This is a genomic window from Streptomyces sp. NPDC001492 (assembly GCF_053597275.1).
The window spans coordinates 70,308-95,786 of the sequence record NZ_JBSFHW010000027.1 but is presented as its reverse complement, the minus strand read 5'-3'; the positions used below and the strand labels follow the sequence as shown (position 1 = coordinate 95,786).

Sequence of the window (25,479 nt, the reverse complement as noted above, 5' to 3'; positions counted from 1 at the left end):
CTTTTGCCGTGAACAAAACGATCGCAATCCGGAGCGGCTAACGCCTACTCGGCAGTAGGTGCGACCATCGGACGGCATACCCAGCGTCACGGTGAAAGCAGAGGAAGTCGGCCATGGCAACGGCGCCCAGCGTCTCCTACTCCATTACGGTCCGGTTGGAGGTGCCCGCGAGCGGAACCGCGGTCTCCCAGATCACCACGGCCGTAGAGTCCCACGGAGGCTCGGTGACCGGCCTCGACGTGACGGCCTCCGGCCACGAGAAACTCCGCATCGACGTCACCATCGCGGCGAGTTCCACGGCCCACGCCGACGAGATCGTCACGCAGCTGCGCGGCATCGAGGGCGTCACCCTCGGCAAGGTCTCCGACCGTACGTTCCTGATGCACCTCGGCGGCAAGATCGAGATGGCGTCGAAGCACCCCATCCGCAACCGTGACGACCTCTCCATGATCTACACGCCGGGCGTGGCCCGCGTCTGCATGGCGATCGCCGAGAACCCCGAGGACGCCCGCCGCCTCACCATCAAGCGCAACTCCGTTGCGGTCGTGACGGACGGCTCGGCCGTGCTGGGCCTCGGCAACATCGGCCCGAAGGCCGCCCTCCCGGTCATGGAGGGCAAGGCGGCCCTCTTCAAGCGGTTCGCCGGCATCGACGCCTGGCCGCTGTGCCTCGACACCCAGGACACCGACGCGATCGTCGAGATCGTGAAGGCGATCGCCCCCGGGTTCGCCGGCATCAACCTCGAGGACATCTCCGCACCCCGCTGCTTCGAGATCGAGGCGCGGCTGCGCGAGGCCCTCGACATCCCCGTCTTCCACGACGACCAGCACGGCACCGCGATCGTCGTCCTCGCCGCCCTGACGAACGCACTCCGCGTCACCGGCAAGGCAATTGAGAACATCCGGGTCGTCATGTCCGGCGCCGGCGCGGCCGGTACGGCCATCCTCAAGCTGCTGCTCGCCGCGGGCGTCAAGAACGCCGTCGTCGCCGACATCCACGGCGTCGTGCACAGCGGCCGCGAGGACCTGCGGGAGGCCGCGGTCGACTCCCCGCTGCGCTGGATCGCCGACAACACCAACCCCGAGGGCCTCACCGGCACGCTGAAGGAAGCCGTGCGCGGCGCCGACGTCTTCATCGGCGTCTCCGCCCCGAACGTCCTCGACGGCGACGACGTGGCCGCCATGGCCGACGGTGCCATCGTGTTCGCGCTCGCGAACCCCGACCCCGAGGTCGACCCGGCAATCGCCCGTCAGACGGCGGCCGTTGTGGCCACCGGCCGCTCCGACTTCCCGAACCAGATCAACAACGTGCTGGTCTTCCCGGGCGTCTTCCGCGGTCTGCTGGACGCCCAGTCCCGTACGGTCAACACCGAGATGATGCTCGCCGCCGCGAAGGCCCTCGCCGACGTGGTGACCGAGGACGAGCTGAACCCGAACTACATCATCCCGAGCGTCTTCAACGACAAGGTCGCGGGCGCGGTGGCCGGTGCGGTGCGGGAAGCGGCGAAGGCCGCGGCAGCCTCGTAAGGGCCGGCAAGGGCTTTTCCGTAGGCTGTGAGGATCGCCACGGCAAGGCCTTGCACCGGCGCGTCGTGGAACCTGACCCTCCTGGTCGCCGTTTATCGTGTCGGCCAGGCTCAGGCCCTCTTTTCGTGTGACTCCCAAGGGTGTTCTCACGACTCCTGCGGGTGCCGGATTGGCTTTCGCGCCGCAGGTAGGGGCAGGATGCGTCCCTGGGCGCGAGGGGTCTGACCACGGACCCGGGCCAGGGGCCTCTCCGAGGACCCTGGCAGCATCGGCATCACCGTGCCCGATATGCGGCTCCGCCGCGTGGCACGCCTCAACGGCAAGAAGAACACGGGAGTAACAACATGAACCGCAGTGAGCTGGTGGCCGCGCTGGCCGACCGCGCCGAGGTGACCCGCAAGGACGCCGACGCCGTGCTGGCCGCGTTCGCCGAGACCGTCGGCGAGATCGTCGCCAAGGGCGACGAGAAGGTCACCATCCCCGGCTTCCTGACCTTCGAGCGCACCCACCGTGCCGCTCGCACCGCGCGCAACCCGCAGACCGGCGACCCGATCCAGATCCCGGCCGGCTACAGCGTCAAGGTCTCCGCGGGCAGCAAGCTGAAGGAAGCCGCGAAGGGCAAGTAAGCGCTCCGCTTCGAGCGCCGGGCAACTGCGGACCGCCGTCGGCCGACGGGACGTCCGTGGCTGGTCGCGCCCGCGCGGCGGTAGCCGCATGCAGAGGCAGCCCCGCGCCCCTTTCGGGGGCGCTCAACACAAACGCCAATGGGGCGGTCACCCGGACTCGGGTGACCGCCCCATCGGCGTTCGTACGACTGCCGTTCAGCCGAGCGCTCTGCCCGGCAGTTCCACCTTCACGCCGAGCTCCACGAGCTTCTCCATGCTGTGTCTGTCCGGGGGGTGTGACATAGCGGCTTCGCCGCGGGCCCCCGGACCCCCAGCCGGAGGCGGTGTCGCCCCTGGGCCGGCCGGCAGGCTGAGGTCAGCCGAGCGCTTTGCCCGGCAGTTCCACCTTCGCCCCCAGCTCCACGAGCTTCTCCATGAAGTTCTCGTAGCCGCGGTTGATGAGGTCGATGCCGTGGACGCGGGAGGTGCCCTGGGCCGCCAGCGCGGCGATGAGGTACGAGAAGCCGCCGCGGAGGTCCGGGATGACCAGGTCGGCGCCCTGGAGCTTCGTCGGGCCCGAGACGACGGCCGAGTGCAGGAAGTTGCGCTGGCCGAAGCGGCAGTCGGAGCCGCCCAGGCACTCGCGGTACAGCTGGATGTGGGCGCCCATCTGGTTCAGCGCGGAGGTGAAGCCGAGGCGGGACTCGTAGACCGTCTCGTGGATGATCGAGAGGCCGGTGGCCTGCGTGAGGGCGACCACGAGCGGCTGCTGCCAGTCCGTCTGGAAGCCCGGGTGCACGTCCGTTTCGAGCGCGATGGACTTCAACTGGCCGCCGGGGTGCCAGAAACGGATGCCCTCGTCGTCGATCTCGAAGGCACCGCCCACCTTCCGGTAGGTGTTCAGGAACGTCATCATCGAGCGCTGCTGGGCGCCGCGGACGTAGATGTTGCCCTCGGTCGCCAGCGCCGCGGACGCCCAGGAGGCGGCCTCCAGGCGGTCCGGGAGCGCGCGGTGGTTGTAGCCGCCGAGCCGGTCCACACCCGTGACGCGGATGGTGCGGTCGGTGTCCATCGCGATGATGGCGCCCATCTTCTGCAGAACGCAGATCAGGTCCTCGATCTCCGGCTCCACGGCCGCGTTCGAGAGCTCCGTGACGCCCTCCGCGAGGACGGCCGTCAGCAGCACCTGCTCGGTCGCGCCCACGGACGGGTACGGCAGCCGGATCTTCGTGCCGCGCAGCCGCTGCGGCGCCTCCAGGTACTGTCCGTCCGCCCGCTTCTCGATGCGCGCGCCGAACTGCCGCAGCACCTCGAAGTGGAAGTCGATCGGCCGGCCGCCGATGTCGCAGCCGCCGAGACCCGGGATGAACGCGTGCCCGAGGCGGTGCAGCAGCGGACCGCAGAACAGGATCGGGATACGGCTGGAGCCCGCGTGGGCATCGATGTCGGCGACGTTCGCGCTCTCGACGTGCGAGGGGTCCATCACCAGCTCGCCCGGCTCCTCACCCGGACGGACCGTCACGCCGTGCAGCTGCAGCAGTCCGCGTACGACACGAACGTCCCGGATGTCCGGAACATTGCGCAGTCGACTCGGTTCACTGCCCAGCAGGGCGGCGACCATTGCCTTCGGTACGAGGTTCTTCGCACCGCGGACACGGATCTCGCCCTCCAGCGGGGTTCCGCCGTGGACAAGCAGGACATCGTCGTTGACGGTCATGTATCTCGCGTTCCGATGAGTGGGGCAGGGGCCAGAAGGGAAAGGGTAATCGCCGCCCACCCCCCTTCTGTAAGCCCAAGGACGGCCCAGCTACGTCATAGCTGTGTCACAACACGAACTGTTCCCTGGTGGGCACATGGGGTCACCGGCTCTCCCGTGCGCCCGGGGTGCTTCATTCCTCCCTGAGCTGCATTCACCCGCTAACCGCCATTGCCTCCCCATGCGGAGGCAAGATGCGGGATCATGTCTGCCATGACCGAGGTGTCCTCGCTCACAGGGCGGTTGCTCGTGGCAACGCCCGCCCTGGCGGACCCGAACTTCGACCGTGCGGTGGTGCTCCTTCTCGACCACGACGAGGAGGGCTCCCTCGGTGTCGTCCTCAACCGTCCCACCCCGGTGGACGTCGGCGACATCCTGGAGGGCTGGGCGGATCTCGCGGGTGAACCCGGCGTCGTCTTCCAGGGCGGCCCGGTGTCCCTGGACTCGGCCCTCGGGGTCGCCGTCATCCCGGGCGGCGCGACCGTCGACGGGGCGCCGCTGGGCTGGCGCAGAGTGCACGGCGCGATCGGTCTGGTCGACCTGGAGGCACCTCCCGAGCTGCTCGCCTCGGCCCTCGGCTCCCTGCGGATCTTCGCCGGATACGCCGGCTGGGGCCCCGGCCAGCTGGAGGACGAGCTGGTCGAGGGTGCCTGGTACGTGGTCGAGTCCGAGCCCGGCGACGTCTCCTCGCCGTCCCCGGAGAGACTCTGGCGCGAGGTGCTGCGCCGCCAGCGCAGCGAACTGGCGATGGTGGCCACATATCCGGACGACCCATCGCTCAACTGATCCGTGTGACCTTCAGTACCCTTGGCACTTATGAGCACTCTTGAGCCCGAGCGCGGGACTGGGACGGGAACCCTCGTAGAGCCGACGCCACAGGTGTCCCACGGCGACGGCGACCACGAGCGCTTCGCCCACTACGTCCAGAAGGACAAGATCATGGCGAGCGCCCTCGACGGGACGCCCGTCGTGGCGCTGTGCGGCAAGGTGTGGGTGCCCGGCCGCGACCCGAAGAAGTACCCCGTGTGTCCCATGTGCAAGGAGATCTACGAGTCCATGGGCGCCGGCGGCGACAAGGGCAAGGACGGCGACAAGTAGTCCTGCCTGCGGCCCGAGGCAGGTGATCCCGCCTCCGGCTTGAGCTTGGCGAGGCCCCGGGCGCGTTTCGGCGCGTCTTCGGGGCCTCGGTCGTGTGCGGATGCCCCGGCCGTCCAGCCGTTCGCCGCCCCCACCGTGACGTGCTTCTTCGACCCGTACAGCGACGGCCGGTCTCCGGGCCGGGCGGAGCGGCAAAGGACCGACGTGACTTCAGAGACGGAACTGATCCCCGCGCCCCGCAGCCTCGTCGCCGGTGCCGGCGAGGTACGGCTGACGGAACACTCCCGGATCCATGCCGGTACGGCGACCGAGGGCGTCGGCCGCTGGCTGCGCACGGTCCTGTGGCAGGCCACCGGGCTGCCCCTGCCGGAGGGGCGCGACCTCGACGACACACACGGCGACGGCATCGCGCTCCGGCTCGGCCCGGAGCTCGGTCCCGAGGAGTACCGCCTCGTCAGCGACAAGAACGGCGTCCTCATCGAGGGCGGCAGCGCGGCCGGTGTCTTCTGGGGCGCCCAGACGCTGCGGCAGCTCCTCGGCCCCGACGCGTACCGCAGGGCGCCGCTCGGCCGTGACCGCAGCTGGGCCGTGCCGCACCTCACGATCGAGGACTGCCCCCGTTTCCGATGGCGCGGTCTCATGCTCGACGTCGCCCGGCACTTCATGCCCAAGGAAGGCGTTCTGCGCCACCTCGACCTGATGGCCGCGCACAAACTCAACGTCTTCCACTTCCACTTGACGGACGACCAGGGCTGGCGCGTCGAGATCAAGAGGTACCCCCGGCTGACCGAGGTCGGCTCCTGGCGGGCGCGCACGAAATCCGGCCACCGGGCCTCGCCGCTGTGGGACGAGAAGCCGCACGGTGGCTTCTACACCCGGGAGGACATCCGCGAGATCGTCGCCTACGCCGCCGAGCGGCATATCACCGTCGTCCCCGAAATCGACGTACCCGGCCACTCGCAGGCCGCCATCGCCGCATATCCGGAACTCGGCAACACCGACGTCATCGACACAACCACCCTCTCCGTCTGGGACAACTGGGGTATCTCCGCCAACGTACTCGCCCCCACTGACAACACTTTGCGTTTCTACGAGGGGGTGTTCGAGGAACTCCTCGCTCTGTTCCCGTCGGAGTTCATCCATGTCGGCGGTGACGAATGCCTCAAGGACCAGTGGCGGCGGTCCCCGAGCGCGCAGGCCCGCATCAAGGAACTCGGGCTCGCGGACGAGGACGAGTTGCAGGCGTGGTTCATCGGCCACTTCGACACGTGGCTGACCGCGCGCGGGCGCCGGCTCATCGGCTGGGACGAGATCCTGGAGGGCGGGCTCGCGCCGGGCGCGGCCGTGTCCTCCTGGCGCGGGTACGAGGGCGGGGTCGCCGCGGCCCGGGCCGGTCACGACGTGGTCATGTGCCCCGAGCAGTACGTGTACTTGGACCACCGCCAGGCGGCGGGCGAGGACGAGCCGGTGCCGATCGGCCATGTGCGCACCCTGGAGGACGTCTACCGGTTCGAACCCGTTCCACCGGAGTTGACCTCCGCGCAGGCCGGGCACGTGCTCGGCACTCAGGCCAACGTGTGGACCGAGGTGATGGAGGACCCCGCACGGGTGGACTACCAGACGTACCCGCGGCTTTCGGCCTTCTCGGAGGTGGCCTGGAGTGCGCTTCCCGCCCCGGCGGAACGGGACTTCGCCGACTTCGAACGGCGGATGGCCGTCCACTACCGGCGTCTTGACGCCCTGGGAGTGGGCTACCGGCCGCCGACCGGGCCACTGCCCTGGCAGAAACGTCCCGGCGTGCTCGGGCGGCCGCTGGACGGGGCGCCTCCGAACAGGTAAGTGAGCTCCCGAACAGGTAAGGCAAAAACGTCGTAAGCATCACCGAAGAGTGGCAATTCGTGCGCACCGGTGATGCCGTGCGAAAACGGACCATCTCCCTGGTGAAGTGGGCGAATGCCTCCTAGCGGACCCCCGTCTTCGGGGCTTGCGAAGATGTGCCAGAGTTGCCACGTCCGCCCTGTCAGCACGTACCGTACGGCAGCACAGGTGGGACCAGGTGGGGCAGCGGGAAGGGGCAGCCGGTTTTGACCACGCACGCACCGCAGGCGGCGCAGGCCGTCACGCTGCCCACGACGCTGGACGAGGCCGTGGCGGCACTCACCGCCGTGCCCGCCGCCGTCCCGGTGGCCGGCGGCACCGACCTCATGGCAGCCGTCAACTCCGGGCAGCTCAGGCCCGCCGCACTGGTCGGTCTCGGCAGGATCAGCGAGATCCGCGGCTGGCAGTACCAGGACGGACACGCTCTGCTCGGCGCCGGGCTCACGCACGCGCGCATGGGGCGCCCGGACTTCGCGGCCCTGATCCCGGCGCTCGCCGCCGCCGCGCGCGCGGCGGGCCCGCCGCAGATCCGCAACGCGGGCACCCTGGGCGGCAACATCGCCACCGCGTCCCCCACCGGGGACGCGCTGCCGGTGCTGGCCGCCCTGGAGGCGACACTGATCATCGCGGGCCCGGGCGGAGCCCGCCGGGAGATCCCGGTGTCGCACCTGCTGGCCGCGGTCGACATGCTGCGCGCCGGCGAACTCATCGGGTACGTGCGCGTGCCGCTGCTGCACGCGCCCCAGGTCTTCCTGAAGGCGACAGGCCGGACCGGCCCCGGACGCGCGGTCGCGTCCGTCGCGCTGGTCCTCGACCCCGCCCGGCGCGGAGTCAGGTGCGCCGTCGGTGCCATAGCGCCGATGCCGCTCAGGCCCCTGGACGCCGAGCAGTGGGTCGCCCGGCTCATCGACTGGGACAACGGGCGGACGATCGTCCCGGAGGCGCTGACCGCCTTCGGCGAGTACGTCGCGGCGGCCTGCATCCCCGACCCCGTTCCCGAACCGGACGGCACCGTCCAACAGCTTCCGCCCGCCGTACTGCACCTGCGGCGCACCGTCGCCGCGCTGGCCCGACGAGCACTGGGGAGGGCGCTGTCGTGACCGACGACCAGCACGGAGAAGGCACGCCCCACGGCGGCGGCCGCTGGGACCCGTTGCCCCAGGGGGACTACGACGACGGCGCCACCGCCTTCGTGAAACTCCCCGAAGGGGGCATCGACGCCCTCCTGGCCTCCGCCGACAGTCCCCTCGCGGCGCCCGGCCACGGCTATGTGCCGCCGCCGATAACGGCCGATCCCGGCGCGGGCGCGGGGACCGACCCGGCGGCGACCGGCACCTGGGCCGTGCCCGCCGACGGTGCCCGGTGGCCCGACCCCAACGCCGTGCCGCAGGACACCACGGGCGACCGGTTCGCGTACAACCCCGCGGCCACCCAGCAGTGGAACTTCGACGAGACGGCGAACCGGGAGTCCGCCCCCGCGCCGGGTCACGACGTGACCGGGCAGTGGTCGATCCCCGTGGCCGGCGGCGAGCTCCCGGACGAATCGGGTGAGTTCACCACGTCGTCCCTGGTCCAGCAGTGGGGCGGCACACCGCCGGCCACGCTCCCGGGCGGCGCCCCCGCCCCCTGGGCGACGGAAGCGGCCGGTCAGCCCTGGGGGCAGCCGCAGACCGAGGAACCGACGGCGCCCGAGGACGGCTCCGGGCACGCGTACGAGCAGCCCCCGGCCCACACCGACGGCCGGCCCGCCGAGCACGCCGGTACCGGCCACGCGCGCGTGGAGCCGGACCCGGCCGCGCACCAGCCCGAGAACGCGCGGGCGCACGCTCCCGAGCAGTCCCGGTCCCAGGCCGAGGAGTACGGGGCCGCACCCGCCGACGCCTATGCGGAGACGTCCGCCGGACCCGCCGTGACCGCCTCACAGCCCCCGCACGGGTCCGGTGGGGCCGACGGGGCGGCGGAGAGTGCCCGGGAGGCCGCAGGGGCGCGTGAGGGGGCCGTGGAGCCGCTCACGGAGCCCGCGGCGGATGCCGGGCCGGGCGGCGCCCGACCGTCCACGGCGACGCCGGCCGAACCCGCCGCCTCCAACACGCCCGACTCTCCGGACACTTCGGACACTTTGGTCGAACCGGATGCGGCTGACGGCTCCGGCACCGAAGCCGCGGAAGAAGCCCCGCCGCCCCCAGGCGAGGAGCACCCCCTCGCCTCCTACGTCCTGCGCGTCAACGGCGTCGAGCGCCCCGTGTCCGACGCCTGGATCGGTGAGTCGCTGCTCTACGTGCTGCGCGAGCGGCTCGGTCTCGCGGGCGCCAAGGACGGCTGCTCCCAGGGCGAGTGCGGAGCCTGCAACGTCCAGGTCGACGGCCGCCTCGTGGCCTCCTGCCTGGTGCCCGCCGTGACCGCCGCGGGCAGCGAGGTCCGTACCGTCGAGGGCCTCGCCGTCGACGGGCAGCCCTCGGACGTGCAGCGCGCGCTCGCCCGGTGCGGCGCCGTGCAGTGCGGGTTCTGCGTACCGGGCATGGCGATGACCGTGCACGACCTGCTGGAGGGCAACCCGGCGCCGAGCGAGCTGGAGACCCGCCAGGCGCTGTGCGGCAACCTGTGCCGCTGCTCCGGCTACCGGGGCGTCGTTCAGGCCGTCCAGGAGGTGGTCGCCGAACGCGAGGCGCACTCCGAGGGCGACGCTTCCGAACAGGACGGCGACGAGGCACGTATCCCTCACCAGGCGGGTCCCGGAGCCGGCGGTGTCAACGCGTCGGCGTTCGAGTCACCCGGGTTCCCCGCGCAGCCGGGACCGCATGACCAGGCGTACGGACAGGACGGAGGCCAGGCGTGAGCAACGAAGCCGCCACCGCGACCACCGCCGCGGAGGCAGCACCCGCCCCCGAGCAGCTGCCGCACGGCCTCGGCGCCTCCCTGCCGGCCGCCGACACCCGTGCCAAGACCGAGGGCACGTTCCCGTACGCGGCGGACCTGTGGGCCGAGGGCCTGCTGTGGGCCGCCGTACTGCGCTCCCCGCACCCGCACGCGCGCATTGTGTCCATCGACACGTCCCACGCGCGCGAGATGCCGGGAGTACGAGCCGTCGTCACCCACGAGGACGTGCCGGGTACCGCCCGCTACGGCCGCCGCAGCGCCGACCGGCCCGTGTTCGCCTCCGAGGTGGTGCGCCACCACGGCGAGCCCATCGCCGCCGTCGCCGCCGACCACCCGGACACCGCGCGCATGGCCGCCGCGGCCGTCATCGTCGAGTACGAGGTCCTCGACCCGGTGACCGACCCCGAGCAGGCCTTCGAGGCCGAGCCGCTGCACCCCGACGGCAACCTGATCCGGCACATCCCGCTGCGGCACGGCGACCCGGAGGCGGCCGGCGAGATCGTCGTCGAGGGCCAGTACCGCATCGGCCGCCAGGACCCGGCCCCCATCGGCGCCGAGGCCGGCCTCGCCGTGCCCCGCCCCGACGGCGGCGTCGAGCTGTACCTGGCTTCCACCGACCCGCACGCGGACCGCGACACCGCCGCCGCCTGCTACGGCCTCGAACCGGAACGCGTCAAGATCGTCGTCACCGGGGTCCCCGGCGCGACGGCCGACCGCGAGGACCAGGGCTTCCAACTCCCGCTGGGCCTGCTGGCGTTGAAGACCGGCTGCCCGGTGAAACTCACCGCGACGCGCGAAGAGTCCTTCCTGGGGCACACGCACCGGCACCCGACCCTCCTGCGCTACCGCCACCACGCCGACGCCGAGGGCAGGCTGGTGAAGGTCGAGGCGCAGATCCTCCTCGACGCGGGCGCGTACGCCGACACGTCCTCCGAGGCCCTCGCGGCCGCCGTCGGCTTCGCCTGCGGCCCCTATGTCGTCCCGAACGCCTTCATCGAGGGCTGGGCCGTACGCACCAACAACCCGCCCTCCGGCCATGTGCGCGGCGAGGGCGCGATGCAGGTGTGCGCCGCGTACGAGGCCCAGATGGACAAGCTGGCGAAGAAGCTGGGCATGGACCCGGCGGAACTGCGCCTGCGCAATGTGATGGCCACCGGGGACGTACTCCCGACGGGCCAGACGGTGACCTGCCCGGCCCCGGTGGCGGAGCTGCTGCAGGCCGTCCGTGACTTCCCGCTCCCCGCGCTGCCCAAGGACACCCCCGAGGACGAGTGGCTGCTGCCCGGCGGCCCCGAGGGCGCGGGCGAACCGGGCGCGGTGCGGCGGGGCGTGGGCTACGGCCTGGGCATGGTCCACATGCTCGGTGCGGAGGGTGCCGACGAGGTCTCCACCGCGACCGTGAAGGTCCAGGACGGCGTGGCGACCGTGCTCTGCGCGGCCGTGGAGACCGGCCAGGGATTCACCACGCTGGCCCGCCAGATCGTCCAGGAGACGCTCGGCATCGACGAGGTGCACGTGGCGCCCGTCGACACGGACCAGCCGCCGGCCGGCGCGGGCTGCCGCGGCCGCCACACCTGGGTGTCCGGCGGTGCGGTGGAGCGCGCGGCCAAGATGGTCCGCACGCAGCTCCTGCAGCCCCTGGCGCACAAGTTCGGCATGTCGACCGAGCTGCTCCAGATCACCGACGGCAAGATCACCTCGTACGACGGTGTCCTGTCGACCACCGTCACCGAGGCGATGGACGGCAAGGAACTGTGGGCCACGGCCCAGTGCAGACCCCACCCGACGGAGCCGCTGAACGAGGCCGGCCAGGGCGATGCCTTCGTCGGCATGGCGTTCTGTGCGATCCGCGCGGTCGTCGACGTCGACATCGAGCTCGGTTCGGTACGGGTCGTGGAGCTGGCGCTCGCCCAGGACGTCGGCCGGGTCCTCAACCCGGCCCAGCTGGCCGCCCGTATCGAGGCGGGCGTGACGCAGGGGGTCGGCATCGCGCTGACGGAGAACCTGCGCACCGCGCGCGGGTTGATCCGCCACCCGGACCTGACCGGTTACGCACTGCCGACCGCCCTGGACGCACCCGACATCCGGATCGTCAAGCTGGTCGAGGAACGCGACGTGGTCGCCCCCTTCGGCGCGAAGGCGGTCAGCGCGGTCCCGGTGGTGACGTCCCCGGCGGCCATCGCCTCCGCCGTACGGGCCGCCACGGGCCGCCCCGTGAACCGGCTGCCGATAAGACCACAGGCCGCCGTGGTGACCGACCGGTGACCGTGCTGGGTGGCGTGTACTTCGCGTGAGGGGCGTTGTCGTCATCACTGGCGTGATGGCGTCGGGCAAGTCGACGGTGGCGCAGGCGCTGGCGGAGAGACTGCCGCGGGCGGCACATGTGCGTGGTGATGTCTTCCGGCGCATGATCGTGTCCGGGCGCGAGGAGTACGTCCCCGGGGCCGACGGCGAGAGTGAGGCCCAGCTGCGGCTGCGGTACCGGCTGTCGGCGGCGACCGCGGACACGTATGCGGAGGCCGGGTTCACGGCGGTGGTCCAGGACGTGGTGCTGGGCCAGGAACTGACGTCGTACGTCGACTTGGTGCGCACGCGGCCCCTGTACGTCGTCGTACTGGCTCCGAGTCCCGAGGCCGTGGCCGCGAGGGAGGCCGGCCGGGCGAAGAGGGGTTACGGCGCGTGGACGGTCGAGGCCCTGGACGGGGCGCTGCGCGCGGACACCCCACGGCTGGGGCTGTGGCTGGACAGCTCGGAGCTGACGGTGGGGGAGACGGTGGACGCGATCCTCGCGGGGCGGGAACGGGCGAGGGTGCGCTGAGCGTCCTGTGGTCCGGGCGTTGTCAGTGGCGGGGCGTAGTGTTCCGAGCAGTGGGGACGACTGCCGAAGTCGTACGGCGCAACGACGCATGCCCGGCCGCGCCCCGCACGGGGACTGTGAGCAGACACATGCGCCGAGGCACATGTGACGAAGCACATGCGGGGGATGCAATGAGCACGACCGGTGCCGCCACGGCGGTGATCACGCTGACCGAGGACCAACTCGATCCGTACGTCACGCACGGGGCGACGCGCCGCTGGCTGACGGGGCCCGGACTGCCGGGCGACAGCGGCCTGTTCACCTTCGAGGAGCTGTGCCGGGAGGGCCTGCGGACGGTCGGGGACTCCACCGGCGACCCCGACGGCCGCCTGGCGGCGGAGCTGCGGGACCAGCTGGTCATCGGGGCGCTGCTCGACCCCCGGGGCCTGGAGACGGAGTCGGTGCTGCTGGACGGCGCGACGGGGGAGATCGCGACGACGTACTTCCTCCACGACCGCCCCGACCTGATGGACAGCCGCCCGCTGGCGCCCTCGCTCGGCACACTGGTGCGGTTCGCGGCGGCAGCGGACGAACTGGCGGGGCTGCGCGGCCAGTTCGCGTCCTACGCCGGCCGTTTCGGACCGAAGGCGGCGGCGGAGGCGTCACGCCACCTGCTGGCGGTGTTCGAGGAGGGCACGGACGGCGAGGTGCCGCCCTTCTGGAAAATGGCGGCCCTGATCCGCCCCCTGTCCCTGGTGGCGGGTCCTGGAACGGCCTCCGGGCTTGCTCTCGACCTCCCGCCCCGCCTCCTGGACGGGGAGTTCGGCCACGGCAAGGTGTGGCGCTTCGAGGACGTCGACTTCCCCTCGACCCTCACGCACGAGCCGACCCGCCGCTTCCTGCGCGACACGGGCCTGCCGGAGGACGGCGTGCTCTTCCACCTCGACACGGACGTCCCTCTGCCGACCCTGGCCGAGCACTACGCCTACCAGGGCCCGGACGGCTTCGACCCCGCCCGACTCCCGCACCGGGCTTCCCACTTGATACGGCTGGGCAACCTCATCGAGGACAACAGCCTGGTGGTCGACGGCGAAACGGGCGCGGTCCTCAACTGGAGCGAGCCCGAGGCCACCCTGTATCCGCTGAACACGGACGTCTCCACCCTGGCCTTCACCCTCTGGCTCCTGCACCGCGAGAGGGCCATCGACAAGGACCTGGCGGGCGAGCTGACGACCGACGCCTACGACCAGCTGGCCACGACGATGATCCACACCCTGTCGACCATCGACCCGACCGCTCTGACAACCGAGCCGGCCCGGCACTACTGGACGGAGGCGTTCCAGGACGAGGCGGGCGGGGTCCTGTGACCCGCGAAGGGGAGTCCGGGACAGGCGGCCGGAACACGCCGAGGGCGGCACCCTCAGCGGATGCCGCCCTTCGTTGCCTGGTCAGGCAGCCAGAGGCCGTGGCGGGAATTGAACCCACGTACCTCGCTTTGCAGGCGAGTCCCTAAGCCACTCGGGCACACGGCCGGGTCGATGCGGAGCGCCTGGCTCCGTTCCGAACTCGGTGAAACGACCGTACGGCGGGGCCGGGAGGGGGCTCAAGGGAAACACGGGGGCTGCAACGGGACTGCCATACGGCGTTCATGAAAGGAGCCGACCAGCATGCGGGGCCCGACCAACCAGGTTCTGTCTGTGGCGGGGGCTGAGGGCGACCGCCGACGGATGTCGGGTGACACCGAGTGGTACCACGTAGTACCGTCGAAGCATGGCTGGATTGAACCTGCGGTTTACGGACGAAGAGCTCGACGCCCTGCGTGAGCGTGCGGCGGCCGAGGGGCGCAGCATGCAGGCCTTTGCGCACGACGCGGTGATCGCGGCCATAAACGAGCACTCCCGGCTGTTCAACGAGGCCGCTGAGCACGTCCTGAAGGCGAGCGCCGAGCTGAACCGGAGGCTCGCCTGATGCACTACCTCACCCTGCCCGAGCTGCTGAGCCTCGCGCAGCGGCTCGGGGCGGACGAGGTGCGTGACTACGGGCTGCTGGACTCGGCCCTGGCGCGTCCGCAGTCGAGTGTCTTCGGGCAGGACGCCTATCCGGACGTGTGGCAGAAGGCTGCCGCGCTGATGGAGTCCCTTGCCCGCAACCATGCCCTCGTGGACGGCAACAAGCGGATCGCTTGGTACGCGACCTGGGTCTTCCTCCATATGAACGGGCACCCGTTGGACGCCGACTTCGACGTGGACGAAGCGGAGCGGTTCGTGCTGGATGTCTGCCAAGGCGCCCTGGACGTCCCCAAGATCGCGGCCCAGCTGCCCCGCTTCGCACGCTGACTGTGACCTCGGTCCCACCCGTCGGCGACGTGGCCCCGTCCGCGCGCTGCCCCAACCGAGGCGCCGGTAGGGTGGCCCGGTTGTCATACCCAGCCGAGCCGCCCGACCACTCCACGGAGACCGTGACTACCACCGCCGCAGCCAGCTCTGCCTCGCACTCCCACCACCTCTCTCCCGCCTTCCCCGGCCGTGCCCCCTGGGGCACCGCCAGCAAGCTGCGTGCCTGGCAGCAGGGGGCGATGGAGAAGTATGTCCAGGAGCAGCCCCGCGACTTCCTCGCCGTGGCCACCCCCGGCGCCGGCAAGACGACCTTCGCGCTGACGCTCGCCTCCTGGCTGCTGCACCATCACGTCGTGCAGCAGGTGACCGTGGTCGCGCCGACCGAGCATCTGAAGAAGCAGTGGGCCGAAGCGGCGGCGCGCATAGGCATCAAGCTGGACCCCGAGTACAGCGCGGGCCCGCTCGGCAAGGACTACCAGGGCGTGGCCGTCACGTACGCCGGTGTCGGCGTGCGGCCCATGCTGCACCGCAACCGCGTCGAGCAGCGCAAGACCCTTGTCATCCTCGACGAGATCCATCACGCCGGTGACTCCAAGTCCTGGGGCGAGGCCTGTCTTGAGGCCTTCGAGCCGGCCACCCGGCGGCTCGCGCTCACCGGTACGCCGTTCCGCTCCGACACCAACCCCATCCCCTTCGTCACGTACGAGGAGGGGAACGACGGGATCCGGCGGTCCGCCGCCGACTACACCTACGGCTACGGGAACGCGCTCGCCGACCACGTCGTGCGGCCCGTCATCTTCCTCTCCTACAGCGGCAACATGCGCTGGCGTACGAAGGCCGGTGACGAGATCGCCGCCCGGCTCGGCGAGCCCATGACCAAGGACGCGATCAGCCAGGCCTGGCGCACCGCCCTCGATCCGCGCGGCGAGTGGATGCCCAGCGTGCTGCGCGCCGCCGACCAGCGCCTGACCGAGGTCAGGAAGGCCATTCCGGACGCCGGCGCCCTCGTCATCGCCTCCGACCAGGACTCCGCCCGGGCCTACGCCAAGCTGATCCGCGAGATCACGGGCAACAAGGCGACCCTCGTCCTCTCCGACGACGCCGGCGCCTCGAAGCGGATCGACGAGTTCAGCGAGGGCAACGACCGCTGGATGGTCGCCGTCAGGATGGTGTCGGAAGGCGTCGACGTGCCACGCCTCGCGGTCGGCGTGTACGCCACCACCATCTCCACCCCCCTCTTCTTCGCCCAGGCCGTCGGCCGCTTCGTGCGTTCCCGGCGGCGCGGCGAGACGGCGTCCGTCTTCCTCCCCACCGTCCCCGACCTCCTCACCTTCGCCAACGAGATGGAGGTCGAGCGCGACCACGCCCTCGACAAGCCGAAGAAGGAGGGCGAGGAGGACCCGTACGCCGAATCCGAGAAGGAGATGGAGGAGGCGAACAAGGAGCAGGACGAGGACACCGGTGAGCAGGAGGAGTTCTCCTTCGAGGCGCTGGAGTCCGACGCCGTCTTCGACCGGGTGCTCTACGACGGCGCCGAGTTCGGCATGCAGGCCCACCCGGGAAGCGAGGAGGAGCAGGACTACCTCGGCATTCCGGGGCTCCTCGAACCCGATCAGGTGCAGCTCCTGCTCCAGAAGCGGCAGGCGCGGCAGATCGCGCACAGCCGCAAGAAGCCGGACGCCGAGGCGGACCTGCTGGAGCTGCCCGCCGAGCGGCGCCCGGTCGTCTCGCACAAGGAGATGATGGAGCTGCGCAAGCAGCTCAACACCATGGTCAGCGCCTACGTCCACCAGAGCGGCAAGCCCCACGGCGTCATCCACACCGAGCTGCGCCGCACCTGCGGCGGCCCGCCGAGCGCCGAGGCCACGGCAGGGCAACTGCGCCAGCGGATCGCCAAGGTGCAGGAGTGGGCCACGCGTATGCGGTGACGGCCGCCGCGTGCCGTACCGGTCGCGCTGTACGTATCGGGACATACGGAGGTACTCCCTCCCCGTATGTGCCCGGATTCTGGACGGAGGCTTCCGCTCAGCGAACCCGCTTCGCTACTGTCCCGCTACGCACACGCCCCGTGGCAGCGCCGCCGCGGAGCGCAGCCGTGAAGCGACGCGGCCCGGCAGCGGCCGGGCCGCCGGCCGATCGGCGGCCTCTGTTGCGCGTCAACGACGGGACTCGGTGACGCACCGCCGCGCGGAGGTCGCCGACCTCACCACTTGGAGGAGTGGGCGTCGTGACCGCGGAAACTTCTCAGACGCTCGACCGGGGACTGCGAGTCCTCAAGCTGCTGGCCGATACGGACCACGGGCTGACCGTCACCGAGCTGTCCAACAAACTGGGCGTGAACCGGACCGTGGTGTACCGGTTGCTCGCCACGCTGGAACAACATGCGCTCGTACGGCGTGACTTGGGCGGCCGCGCCCGAGTCGGGCTCGGGGTGCTCAGGCTCGGCCGGCAGGTGCATCCCCTGGTGCGGGAGGCCGCGTTGCCGGCGCTCCGGTCGCTGGCCGAGGACATAGGCGCGACGGCTCATCTGACGCTGGTGGACGGGGCGGACGCGCTGGCCGTGGCGGTCGTCGAGCCGACGTGGACGGACTATCACGTGGCGTATCGGGCCGGGTTCAGGCACCCCTTGGACCGGGGCGCCGCGGGCAAGGCGATCCTTGCCGCGCGGGCCAAGCCGGCGGGGGAGTGCGGGTACACGCTGACGCATGGGGAGTTGGAGGCGGGGGCCAGTGGGGCCGCGGCGCCGCTTCTCGGGGTCACCGGGGTCGAGGGCAGCGTCGGTGTGGTGATGCTGGCCGACGCGGTGCCGGAGCGGGTCGGGCCGCGGGTGGTCGATGCGGCCCGGGAGGTGGCCGAAGCCCTGCGCTGAGCGGCCACCGGGTTGGCCGATGCGCCAAACGGCTCCCGCAACCTCTGGCCGATCCTCTCACCGCTGTCCGCCCGTCCGCCCGCATCATCAGGGGCCAGGCAGTGGAACAGCGGAGAGGGCGACCAGTGGACGCAGTCAGCATTCGGGCCGAGGCCGGGCAGCAGACGGGCCCGCTCGACCTCACCTCCGATGTCGTCGCGCTCACCCGCGCCCTGGTCGACCTCCCCTCCGAGAGCGGACAGGAGGGCCGGATCGCGGACGCCGTCGAGGCCGCCCTGCGGGCCCTCGCCCATCTCACCGTCGAGCGGATCGGCAACTCGGTCGTGGCGCGTACCGGCCTCGGCCGCCCTCGACGGGCCGTCCTCGCCGGGCATCTGGACACGGTCCCGGCCGCGGGGAACCTGCCCTCCCGGCTCCACGACGACCGCGTCCACGGCCTCGGCGCCTGCGACATGAAGGGCGGCGTCGCCGTCGCCCTCCGCCTCGCGGCCACCGTCCCGGCCCCCGCCCTTGACCTCACCTACGTCTTCTACGAGTGCGAGGAGGTCGAGGGCGAGCGCAACGGGCTGCACCGGATCGCCGCCGAGCGGCCCGAACTCCTGCGAGCGGACCTGGCGATCCTCATGGAACCCTCCGACGCGGGCGTCGAGGCCGGCTGCCAGGGCGTCCTCACCGCCGACATCGTGGTGCGCGGGGCACGCGCCCACACCGCCCGCGCCTGGATGGGTGCCAACGCCGCGCACCTCGCCGCCCCCGTCCTCCAGCGGCTCCACGACCACGTAGCCGAGCGTGTCGTGATCGACGGGCTGGAGTACCGGGAGGGCCTCAGCGCGGTCGCGGTACGTGCCGGGGTCGCCGGGAACGTCGTACCGGACGAGTGCGTGATCACGGTCAACTCCCGCTTCGCGCCCAATCGTTCACCACAGGAGGCGGAGGCTCGCCTGCGCGGGCTCTTCCCCGGGTACGAGGTCCGCGTCACCGAAGTGGTACCGGGCGCCCTCCCGGGGCTGGACCGCCTCGCCGGCCTCGTGTCCGCTCTCGGAGCCCCGCCCCGCCCCAAACTGGGCTGGACGGACGTGGCCCGCTTCGCCGCGCTCGGCACACCCGCCCTCAACTACGGCCCCGGAGATCCGACGCTCGCGCACACGGCGGGGGAGTACGTACCGGTCGAGCACCTGCGCACCTGCGAGGAACGCCTCAGGAAGTGGCTCCTTCAGGCACCTTTGAGCCCCGCCAGCGTCCGCAGCTGAAGCCACAGCACCAGCCGTTCGTCGGGGTCGTCGAGGTCGATCCCGACGTGCTGCTGTGCCTGCTTCAGACGGTAGCGACAGGTGTTCGGATGCACGGCGAGCAGCTTCGCCGCGCCCGCCATGTCACAGCCCGCGTCGAACCAGCTGACCATGGTGCGCGCATAGTCGGTGCCGTGCCGCTCGTCGTACGCCAGCACCCGCCGCCACGCCCCCGCGCTCAGCTCCCGCCGCTCGCCCAGCACTTCCGCGAGCCGCAGCAGCGTCACCCGCGGGCGCACCTCGTCCACCGTCGCCACCGGCAGGTCGGCTCCGAGCACCCGCAGCACCAGCTCGGCGTCCTCCCGTGACCCCACGACCTCCGCCGGGCCCGCCACCACCTCGCCCAGCGCCGCCCGCACGGGCACCCGCAGCGCCTGCCCGGCCCGCGCCACGATGTCCTCGGCCAGCTTCTTGTGCCGCGCGCCCGGCCCGGGGAGGACCGCGTACACCACCCCGTCGACCAGCACGCACGCGTGCCGCCCGTAACGCGCCTCGCACTGCAGTCGTACGACGTCCAGCAGGCGCAGGGCGGTCTGCTCGGCGTCCGGGAGGCTCCCGGCGTCCAGTACGAAGGCGGCCACCCGGACCGCGCCCTCAAGCCCCAGGCGGTCGAAGGCGGTTGCCGGGTCCGCGGTGCCGTCGAGCAGCCGGCGCAGCAGGTCGCTGTTCTGGTGGCGGGCCAGCTCCTGCGCCGCCCGGGCCCGCAGCAGGAGCAGTGCCGCCGTGGACGCGCCCTGCGTCAGGGTCTCCTCGGCGTCGGGGGCGAGCGTGCCGTCGTCGACCACCCAGACCGAGCCGAGCGTCTCGCCGCCCGCGCGGACGGCGACCGCGAGGCGCGGCAGGTCGCCGTCCCGGAGCGCGGGCATCCGTACCGGCCCCCGGGCGGCGAACAGCTCCCGGTACTGCTCGGTGTTGGGCGTGCTGGCCGGCACCTGGAGGCCGAGGATGCTCTGCCGCCGGTCCTCGTCGACCGGCTGGCCCGGGACCGTGGAGTAGGCGAGGATCCGCTGGCGCGGGTCCTCCACGGCCGTGGCACCGCCGGTCGCCGCGGCGACCGCGTCCGCGAGCGCGAACAGGTCCCCGAGGCCGTTCACCGAGGGTGCGGGCCGGGCCGCGATCGCCGAGGACAGCAGCAGGTGGACGTGGTGCCAGGCCGCGTCCTCGTCGACCGACAGCAGCGCGAGGCCGTGCGTCTCCGCCTCGCCGACCGGCCCGTCCGGGCCGCGTACGACGAGCCCGGTCATCCCGGCCTCCGCGGCCACCCGGACGAGGGGACCCGCGGCCGCCGCCCGCACGCCCACGGCCAGCAGCAGCGCGCCCGGCGCATGCGCCATCGGGGCATGGGCGTCGTACAGCAGCGCCTCGGTGACCGGGGCGGCGAGTCCGGCCGGGGCCGTGTGCAGGCGCAGCGAGGGCCCGCCGATGACGTCCAGCAGCTCGCCGAGGGTGCAGGGGTCCATGGGGCTCCTCGGGTGCGGCCGTACGGCGACCGGTTGGCCGATTCCGAAATGAACGTACGCAGCGGTTGTGCGGATGTACAACCCGGAGCGGTCGGCCGGGCTCGAAACTCGACTCATGACCCTCGACAGCCCGCCCCGAGTGAGCATCCGCACCGTCCACGACGTCGCCGGTCTCGCCGCCGTCGCCGACTACTTCAGCGAGGTCTGGCAGACCCCGCGCAGTGCCCCGCCCTACCCGGCCGAGGTGCTGCACAGCCTCGTCCACGCGGGCGGCGCCGTGCACGCCGCGTACGACGGGACGCGGCTCGCGGGAGCGTCGGTCGCGGTGTTCGGGCCGCAGGGGGACGCGTACTCCCTGGTCGCCGCCGCAGACCGGGGGCTCGGCTACGCCGTCAAGCAGGCCCAGCGCGCCTGGGCCCTCGGCCTCGGCGCCGGCACCATGCGGTGGACCTTCGACCCGCTGGTCGGCCGCAACGCCTGCTTCAACCTGGCCAAGCTGGGCGCCACCGGCACCGAGTACCTGGTCGACTTCTACGGCCCCATGGCGGACGGCGTGAACGACGGCGACGAGAGCGACCGGCTGACGGTGACCTGGGAGCTGGCGGCGCCGGCCCCCTCGTACGAGACCACCGACCGGGACACCGCCCCCGGCACCCGCACCGCCCCCGACGGCGCGACGCTCGCCCGCCGGGACCCGGCCGGCCGGCACATCTGGTGCCGGGTCCCGGACGACATCGTCCGGCTCCGTGCCGCCGACCCGGAACTCGCCCTGCGCTGGCGGTATGCCGTCCGTGAGGTGTTCACGGAGGCCTTCGCGCAGGGGTTCAGGGCAACGGGGATGTCCCGTGACGGCTGGTACACCCTTTCGAGGGAGGCAGCGGCATGAAGCTGGAGCGCGTGGAGATCGTCCATGTGGAGATCCCGCTGGTCACCCCGTTCCGTACGTCCTTCGGCACGATGACGACGAAGGACACCTTCCTGCTCCATGTCGTGACCGACGCGGCGGAGGGCTGGTCGGAGTTCGCCGCCGACCCGGAGCCGCGGTACTGCTCGGAGTTCGTGGCCGGTGCGGAGATCGTGCTGCGGGACTTCCTGCTGCCGTCCGTCGCCGCCCTTGCGCGGCTCACCGCGGCCGCGCTCGCCCCCGCCCTGGCGAAGACCAAGGGCCATGAGCTGGCGAAGGCGGCACTGGAGACGGCGGTCCTGGACGCGGAGCTGCGGTCGTACGGCATGCCGCTCGCCACCTACCTGGGCGCGGTGCGCGACCGGGTCCCCGCGGGGGTGTCCGTCGGCATCAAGGACTCCGTCCCCGAACTGCTGGACGACGTCGAGCGCTACCTCGCCGAGGGCTATGTCCGCATCAAGCTGAAGATCGAGCCGGGCTGGGACGTGGAGCCGGTCCGGGCGGTCCGCGAGCGCTTCGGGGACACGCTGCCCCTCCAGGTCGACGCCAACACGGCGTACACCCTCGCGGACGCCGAGCATCTGCGGCGACTGGACTCCTTCGGGCTGCTGCTGATCGAGGAGCCCCTGGACGAGAACAACCTGTACGCCCATGCGCAGCTCCAGAGGCGTCTGCAGACGCCCGTCTGCCTCGACGAGTCCCTCCACAACGCCCGTGACACCGCCTCCGCGATCGCGATGGAGGCGTGCCGGGTCGTCAATGTGAAGCCCGCGCGCGTGGGCGGCTATCTGGAGGCCCGCCGTATCCACGACGTGGCGCATGCGCACGGGGTGCCGGTGTGGTGCGGCGGCATGCTGGAGACGGGAATCGGCCGCGCCCCGAACCTCGCCCTGGCCGCCCTCCCGGGCTTCACCCTCCCCGGAGACACCTCCGCCTCCAGCCGCTACTTCGCCGAGGACATCACCGAACCGTTCGTCCTGAAGGACGGCCACCTGCCCGTCCCCACGACTCCCGGGATCGGTGTCGAACCGCTGCCGGACGCCCTGAGGCGGTTCACCAGGGAGAAGCGAGACCTGTACGTGCGCCGACCGGCACCTGGCCGGAAGTGGCCGTCGCGTTAGATTGATCCCGTGCTCTCTCGCCTCACACGTCCCCAGGCCCTCGCCGTCTGCGCGCTGCCCGTCGTGGCGCTGATCGCCACCGCGGTCTTCGCGCCGCTGCCGTTCTCGCTGGCGCAGCCCGGGCTGACGGCGAACGTGCTCGGGGACAACAAGGGCACCCCGGTGATCACCATCTCTGGGGCGAAGGTCCGGCAGACGAGCGGACAGCTGCGGATGACGACGATCGAGGCGACCAACCCGGACGCGCATGTCTCGCTGGGCGATGTGATCAGTGCCTGGTTCGCCACGAACCGGGCCGTCATGCCGCACGACTCGGTGTATCCGAGCGGGCAGTCCACCAAGGAGATCGAGCAGCACAACAGCGCGCAGATGAAGCAGTCCCAGAACGCGGCGACCCGGGCGGCCCTGGACTACCTGCACCTCAGCGACAAGAAGGTCAAGGTCACGCTGAAGCTGGCCGACGTGGGCGGCCCCAGCGCCGGGCTCCTGTTCACCCTCGGCATCATCGACAAGCTGGACGGGAACGGCAGCGGCGGCGACCTCACGGCCGGCCGCACCATCGCCGGTACGGGGACCATCGACGGCGACGGGACGGTCGGCGCCGTGGGAGGCGTGGCCCTCAAGACGCAGGCCGCGCGCCGGGACGGCGCGACCGTCTTCCTGGTCCCGAAGGCCGAGTGCTCCGACGCCAAGTCCGAGCTGCCGAAGGGCCTGCGGCTGATCCCGGTGACCACGCTGAAGGGCGCGGTGAACTCGCTGGTGGCGCTGGAGTCGGGCAAGGGGTCCGTCCCCAGCTGCTGATTCAGTCGGTGTCCTCCAAGGGGTGCTGCCTGCGGAGGCCGGGGAAGCGGGCGAGACCTCGGTCGACGGAGTACAGAGTGGCCCCGTGCTCCATGGCCAGGGCGGCGAGGTAGGCATCCGGAACGAGGTTTCCGCGAGCCCCGGCCTCGACACACAGGCGCTCGAAGATCTCCCAGTGGCGAGGCCCTATTAGCTGACGATGTTCTGCGCCGCCGCCACATCCCGTGCGAACGACGCCCGCAGCGCATCCTCTGTCACCGCACTGACCGTGACGCGTCTGCGCGCGAGACTGCATCATGTTGCGCCAAGGTGAAGCGATGATGCGCGGAGTTGTCGGCTAGGTCCTCTCGGCGTCCTCGGCCGCCTGTTCCACCAGCGGGATGATCCGCAGCGGAACGGGGTTCTCCATCACGATCGCGGTGGCGGCCCGGACAATGCCGTCAAAACCGACAACCAGGTCGATGACCCGCTGGAGATCGGCGTTGGAGCGGGCCACAAGCCGGCACAGCATGTCCCCGCTGCCGGTGGTGGTGTGCAGTTCGAGGACCTCGGGCACGGTCGCCAAGTGCGCGCGGACGTCGGCCCCTTGGCCCTGCCGGATCTGGAGGGTGGCGAAGGCGGTGACGGGGTACCCGAGAGCCGCCGGGTCCACCTGCGGTCCGAACCCGCGGATGACGCCATTCGACTGAAGCCGGTCCAGCCGCGCCTGCACCGTCCCGCGCGCCACCCCGAGCCGCCGGGACATCTCAAGGACCCCGATCCGGGGCTCCCGCGCCAGCAGCACGATGATCCGGCCGTCCAGACGGTCGATCGCCACAGCCGCCTCCCTGGTGTGGTGGTCATCCTGTACAGAAGCCCGGGAAATCCCGGCCACTGACTGAACACATTGCCCAGCAAAAAAAGAAACTATTGCGCACCTTGCCGCATGGGGATGAGGCTGCCGCTATGACGCAGACCACACACCACACTCCCGACACCGCCCGGCAGGCCGACCCCTTCCCGGTCAAGGGAATGGACGCGGTCGTCTTCGCCGTGGGCAACGCCAAGCAGGCGGCGCACTACTACTCCACCGCCTTCGGCATGAAGCTGGTCGCGTACTCCGGACCGGAGAACGGCAGCCGCGAGACCGCGAGCTACGTCCTGGAGAACGGCTCCGCCCGCTTCGTCCTCACCTCCGTCATCAAGCCCGCCACCACCTGGGGCCACTTCCTCGCCCGGCATGTGGCCGAGCACGGCGACGGGGTGGTCGACCTCTCCATCGAGGTCCCGGACGCCCGCCGCGCGTACGCCTACGCGATCGAGCACGGCGCGAAGAGCGTCGCCGAGCCGTACGAGCTGAAGGACGAGCACGGCACGGTCGTCCTCGCCGCGATCGCCACCTACGGCGAGACCCGTCACACCCTCGTCGACCGCTCCGGCTACGACGGCCCCTACCTCCCGGGCTTCGTCGCCGCCGCCCCCATGGTCGAACCGCCCGCCCGGCGCACCTTCCAGGCCATCGACCACTGCGTGGGCAACGTCGAGCTCGGCAGGATGAACGAGTGGGTCGGCTTCTACAACAAGGTCATGGGCTTCACGAACATGAAGGAGTTCGTGGGCGACGACATCGCCACCGAGTACAGCGCGCTGATGTCGAAGGTCGTCGCCGACGGCACCCTCAAGGTCAAGTTCCCGATCAACGAGCCCGCCATCGCCAAGAAGAAGTCCCAGATCGACGAGTACCTGGAGTTCTACGGCGGCGCGGGCGTCCAGCACATCGCGCTCAACACGAACGACATCGTGCAGACGGTCCGCACGATGCGCGCGGCCGGCGTGGAGTTCCTGAACACCCCGGACTCGTACTACGACACCCTCGGCGAGTGGGTCGGCGACACCCGGGTGCCGATCGACACCCTGCGCGAGCTGAAGATCCTCGCCGACCGCGACGAGGACGGCTATCTGCTGCAGATCTTCACCAAGCCGGTCCAGGACCGGCCGACCGTCTTCTTCGAGATCATCGAGCGGCACGGCTCGATGGGCTTCGGCAAGGGCAACTTCAAGGCCCTGTTCGAGGCGATCGAGCGGGAGCAGGAGAAGCGCGGCAACCTCTGAGGCCCGCGCGGACCCTGTGAATCCGTAGAACATGCAACCGGAGAACGCCGGTTGACGCTCTCATGTCCTGT

Annotated in this window: 22 protein-coding genes and 1 tRNA gene; 19 read left to right on the top strand and 4 right to left on the bottom strand. The window is 71.4% G+C overall.

Annotated elements, in window-relative coordinates; genetic code table 11:
* Window positions 1-113: 113 nt before the first annotated feature.
* Window positions 114-1,526, top strand: coding sequence for a malic enzyme-like NAD(P)-binding protein (locus tag ACWC1K_RS30730; protein WP_450836189.1), 1,413 nt, complete (start codon window positions 114-116; stop codon window positions 1,524-1,526).
* Window positions 1,527-1,870: 344 nt separating this feature from the next.
* On the top strand, window positions 1,871-2,152 hold the full coding sequence (locus tag ACWC1K_RS30725; protein WP_007382399.1) for an HU family DNA-binding protein: 282 nt from the start codon (window positions 1,871-1,873) through the stop codon (window positions 2,150-2,152).
* Between the two features lie 355 nt (window positions 2,153-2,507).
* On the opposite strand, the gene murA is transcribed toward ACWC1K_RS30725, so the two are convergent.
* Window positions 2,508-3,848 (bottom strand): UDP-N-acetylglucosamine 1-carboxyvinyltransferase, encoded by a 1,341-nt coding sequence (murA, locus tag ACWC1K_RS30720; RefSeq protein ID WP_450836187.1) that lies wholly within the window; start codon window positions 3,846-3,848, stop codon window positions 2,508-2,510.
* A 252-nt stretch (window positions 3,849-4,100) separates the two neighbouring features.
* Here murA and ACWC1K_RS30715 point away from each other — a divergent pair, with 252 nt between their 5' ends.
* The 8 genes from ACWC1K_RS30715 (at window position 4,101) to ACWC1K_RS30680 (ending at window position 13,904) form a co-directional block, all read left to right on the top strand.
* On the top strand, window positions 4,101-4,673 hold the full coding sequence (locus tag ACWC1K_RS30715) for a YqgE/AlgH family protein (RefSeq protein ID WP_099929216.1): 573 nt from the start codon (window positions 4,101-4,103) through the stop codon (window positions 4,671-4,673).
* Window positions 4,674-4,703: 30 nt separating this feature from the next.
* A complete protein-coding gene (locus ACWC1K_RS30710; RefSeq protein ID WP_078912757.1) occupies window positions 4,704-4,985 on the top strand; it encodes a DUF3039 domain-containing protein in 282 nt (93 codons plus the stop codon).
* Window positions 4,986-5,189: 204 nt separating this feature from the next.
* Window positions 5,190-6,824 (top strand): beta-N-acetylhexosaminidase, encoded by a 1,635-nt coding sequence (locus tag ACWC1K_RS30705; protein ID WP_450836185.1) that lies wholly within the window; start codon window positions 5,190-5,192, stop codon window positions 6,822-6,824.
* A 245-nt stretch (window positions 6,825-7,069) separates the two neighbouring features.
* On the top strand, window positions 7,070-7,963 hold the full coding sequence (locus tag ACWC1K_RS30700) for an FAD binding domain-containing protein (protein WP_115907883.1): 894 nt from the start codon (window positions 7,070-7,072) through the stop codon (window positions 7,961-7,963).
* Window positions 7,960-9,699, top strand: a complete 1,740-nt coding sequence (locus tag ACWC1K_RS30695) for a 2Fe-2S iron-sulfur cluster-binding protein (protein WP_450836183.1) — start codon at window positions 7,960-7,962, stop codon at window positions 9,697-9,699. Before ACWC1K_RS30700 ends, ACWC1K_RS30695 begins: the two co-directional genes overlap by 4 nt.
* A complete protein-coding gene (locus ACWC1K_RS30690; RefSeq protein ID WP_450836181.1) occupies window positions 9,696-12,005 on the top strand; it encodes a xanthine dehydrogenase family protein molybdopterin-binding subunit in 2,310 nt (769 codons plus the stop codon). The genes ACWC1K_RS30695 and ACWC1K_RS30690 overlap by 4 nt, the downstream gene beginning before the upstream one ends.
* Before the next feature lie 25 nt (window positions 12,006-12,030).
* A complete protein-coding gene (locus ACWC1K_RS30685; RefSeq protein ID WP_450836179.1) occupies window positions 12,031-12,558 on the top strand; it encodes an AAA family ATPase in 528 nt (175 codons plus the stop codon).
* Window positions 12,559-12,728: 170 nt separating this feature from the next.
* Complete coding sequence (locus tag ACWC1K_RS30680) at window positions 12,729-13,904, top strand: SUKH-4 family immunity protein (RefSeq protein WP_450836177.1); 1,176 nt, start codon at window positions 12,729-12,731, stop codon at window positions 13,902-13,904.
* Window positions 13,905-13,997: 93 nt separating this feature from the next.
* Here ACWC1K_RS30680 and ACWC1K_RS30675 read toward each other — a convergent pair.
* Window positions 13,998-14,069, bottom strand: a tRNA-Cys gene (locus ACWC1K_RS30675).
* A 238-nt stretch (window positions 14,070-14,307) separates the two neighbouring features.
* Here ACWC1K_RS30675 and ACWC1K_RS30670 point away from each other — a divergent pair.
* The 5 genes from ACWC1K_RS30670 (at window position 14,308) to dapE (ending at window position 18,992) form a co-directional block, all read left to right on the top strand.
* Window positions 14,308-14,505 (top strand): hypothetical protein, encoded by a 198-nt coding sequence (locus tag ACWC1K_RS30670; protein ID WP_124441851.1) that lies wholly within the window; start codon window positions 14,308-14,310, stop codon window positions 14,503-14,505.
* Window positions 14,505-14,873 carry a type II toxin-antitoxin system death-on-curing family toxin gene (locus ACWC1K_RS30665; RefSeq protein WP_450836176.1) on the top strand — a complete coding sequence of 123 codons (369 nt, stop codon included), beginning with the start codon at window positions 14,505-14,507 and terminating at the stop codon, window positions 14,871-14,873. Before ACWC1K_RS30670 ends, ACWC1K_RS30665 begins: the two co-directional genes overlap by 1 nt.
* 122 nt (window positions 14,874-14,995) lie before the next feature.
* Window positions 14,996-16,801 carry a DEAD/DEAH box helicase gene (locus ACWC1K_RS30660; RefSeq protein ID WP_450836174.1) on the top strand — a complete coding sequence of 602 codons (1,806 nt, stop codon included), beginning with the start codon at window positions 14,996-14,998 and terminating at the stop codon, window positions 16,799-16,801.
* 299 nt (window positions 16,802-17,100) lie between these two features.
* Window positions 17,101-17,742: an IclR family transcriptional regulator gene (locus tag ACWC1K_RS30655; RefSeq protein ID WP_344402896.1), complete on the top strand. Its 642-nt coding sequence runs from the start codon at window positions 17,101-17,103 to the stop codon at window positions 17,740-17,742.
* 125 nt (window positions 17,743-17,867) lie between these two features.
* Window positions 17,868-18,992: a succinyl-diaminopimelate desuccinylase gene (gene dapE, locus ACWC1K_RS30650; protein ID WP_450836171.1), complete on the top strand. Its 1,125-nt coding sequence runs from the start codon at window positions 17,868-17,870 to the stop codon at window positions 18,990-18,992.
* Here dapE and ACWC1K_RS30645 read toward each other — a convergent pair.
* Window positions 18,956-20,491, bottom strand: a complete 1,536-nt coding sequence (locus ACWC1K_RS30645) for a PucR family transcriptional regulator (RefSeq protein WP_450836170.1) — start codon at window positions 20,489-20,491, stop codon at window positions 18,956-18,958. The two genes, dapE and ACWC1K_RS30645, sit on opposite strands and share 37 nt — an antisense overlap.
* Window positions 20,492-20,606: 115 nt before the next feature.
* Here ACWC1K_RS30645 and ACWC1K_RS30640 point away from each other — a divergent pair, with 115 nt between their 5' ends.
* From ACWC1K_RS30640 to ACWC1K_RS30630, 3 genes are read left to right on the top strand one after another with little or no spacing between them, the layout of a single operon-like run.
* Window positions 20,607-21,377 carry a chorismate synthase gene (locus ACWC1K_RS30640; protein WP_450836168.1) on the top strand — a complete coding sequence of 257 codons (771 nt, stop codon included), beginning with the start codon at window positions 20,607-20,609 and terminating at the stop codon, window positions 21,375-21,377.
* On the top strand, window positions 21,374-22,516 hold the full coding sequence (menC, locus tag ACWC1K_RS30635) for an o-succinylbenzoate synthase (protein ID WP_450836166.1): 1,143 nt from the start codon (window positions 21,374-21,376) through the stop codon (window positions 22,514-22,516). The genes ACWC1K_RS30640 and menC overlap by 4 nt, the downstream gene beginning before the upstream one ends.
* Window positions 22,517-22,525: 9 nt before the next feature.
* Complete coding sequence (locus tag ACWC1K_RS30630) at window positions 22,526-23,317, top strand: YlbL family protein (RefSeq protein WP_450836164.1); 792 nt, start codon at window positions 22,526-22,528, stop codon at window positions 23,315-23,317.
* A gap of 337 nt (window positions 23,318-23,654) precedes the next feature.
* Here ACWC1K_RS30630 and ACWC1K_RS30625 read toward each other — a convergent pair whose 3' ends face one another.
* Window positions 23,655-24,134 carry an Lrp/AsnC family transcriptional regulator gene (locus ACWC1K_RS30625; RefSeq protein ID WP_351476065.1) on the bottom strand — a complete coding sequence of 160 codons (480 nt, stop codon included), beginning with the start codon at window positions 24,132-24,134 and terminating at the stop codon, window positions 23,655-23,657.
* A 128-nt stretch (window positions 24,135-24,262) separates the two neighbouring features.
* Here ACWC1K_RS30625 and hppD point away from each other — a divergent pair, with 128 nt between their 5' ends.
* Window positions 24,263-25,408, top strand: a complete 1,146-nt coding sequence (gene hppD / locus ACWC1K_RS30620; RefSeq protein ID WP_450836162.1) for a 4-hydroxyphenylpyruvate dioxygenase — start codon at window positions 24,263-24,265, stop codon at window positions 25,406-25,408.
* The last annotated feature ends 71 nt before the right edge of the window (window positions 25,409-25,479 follow it).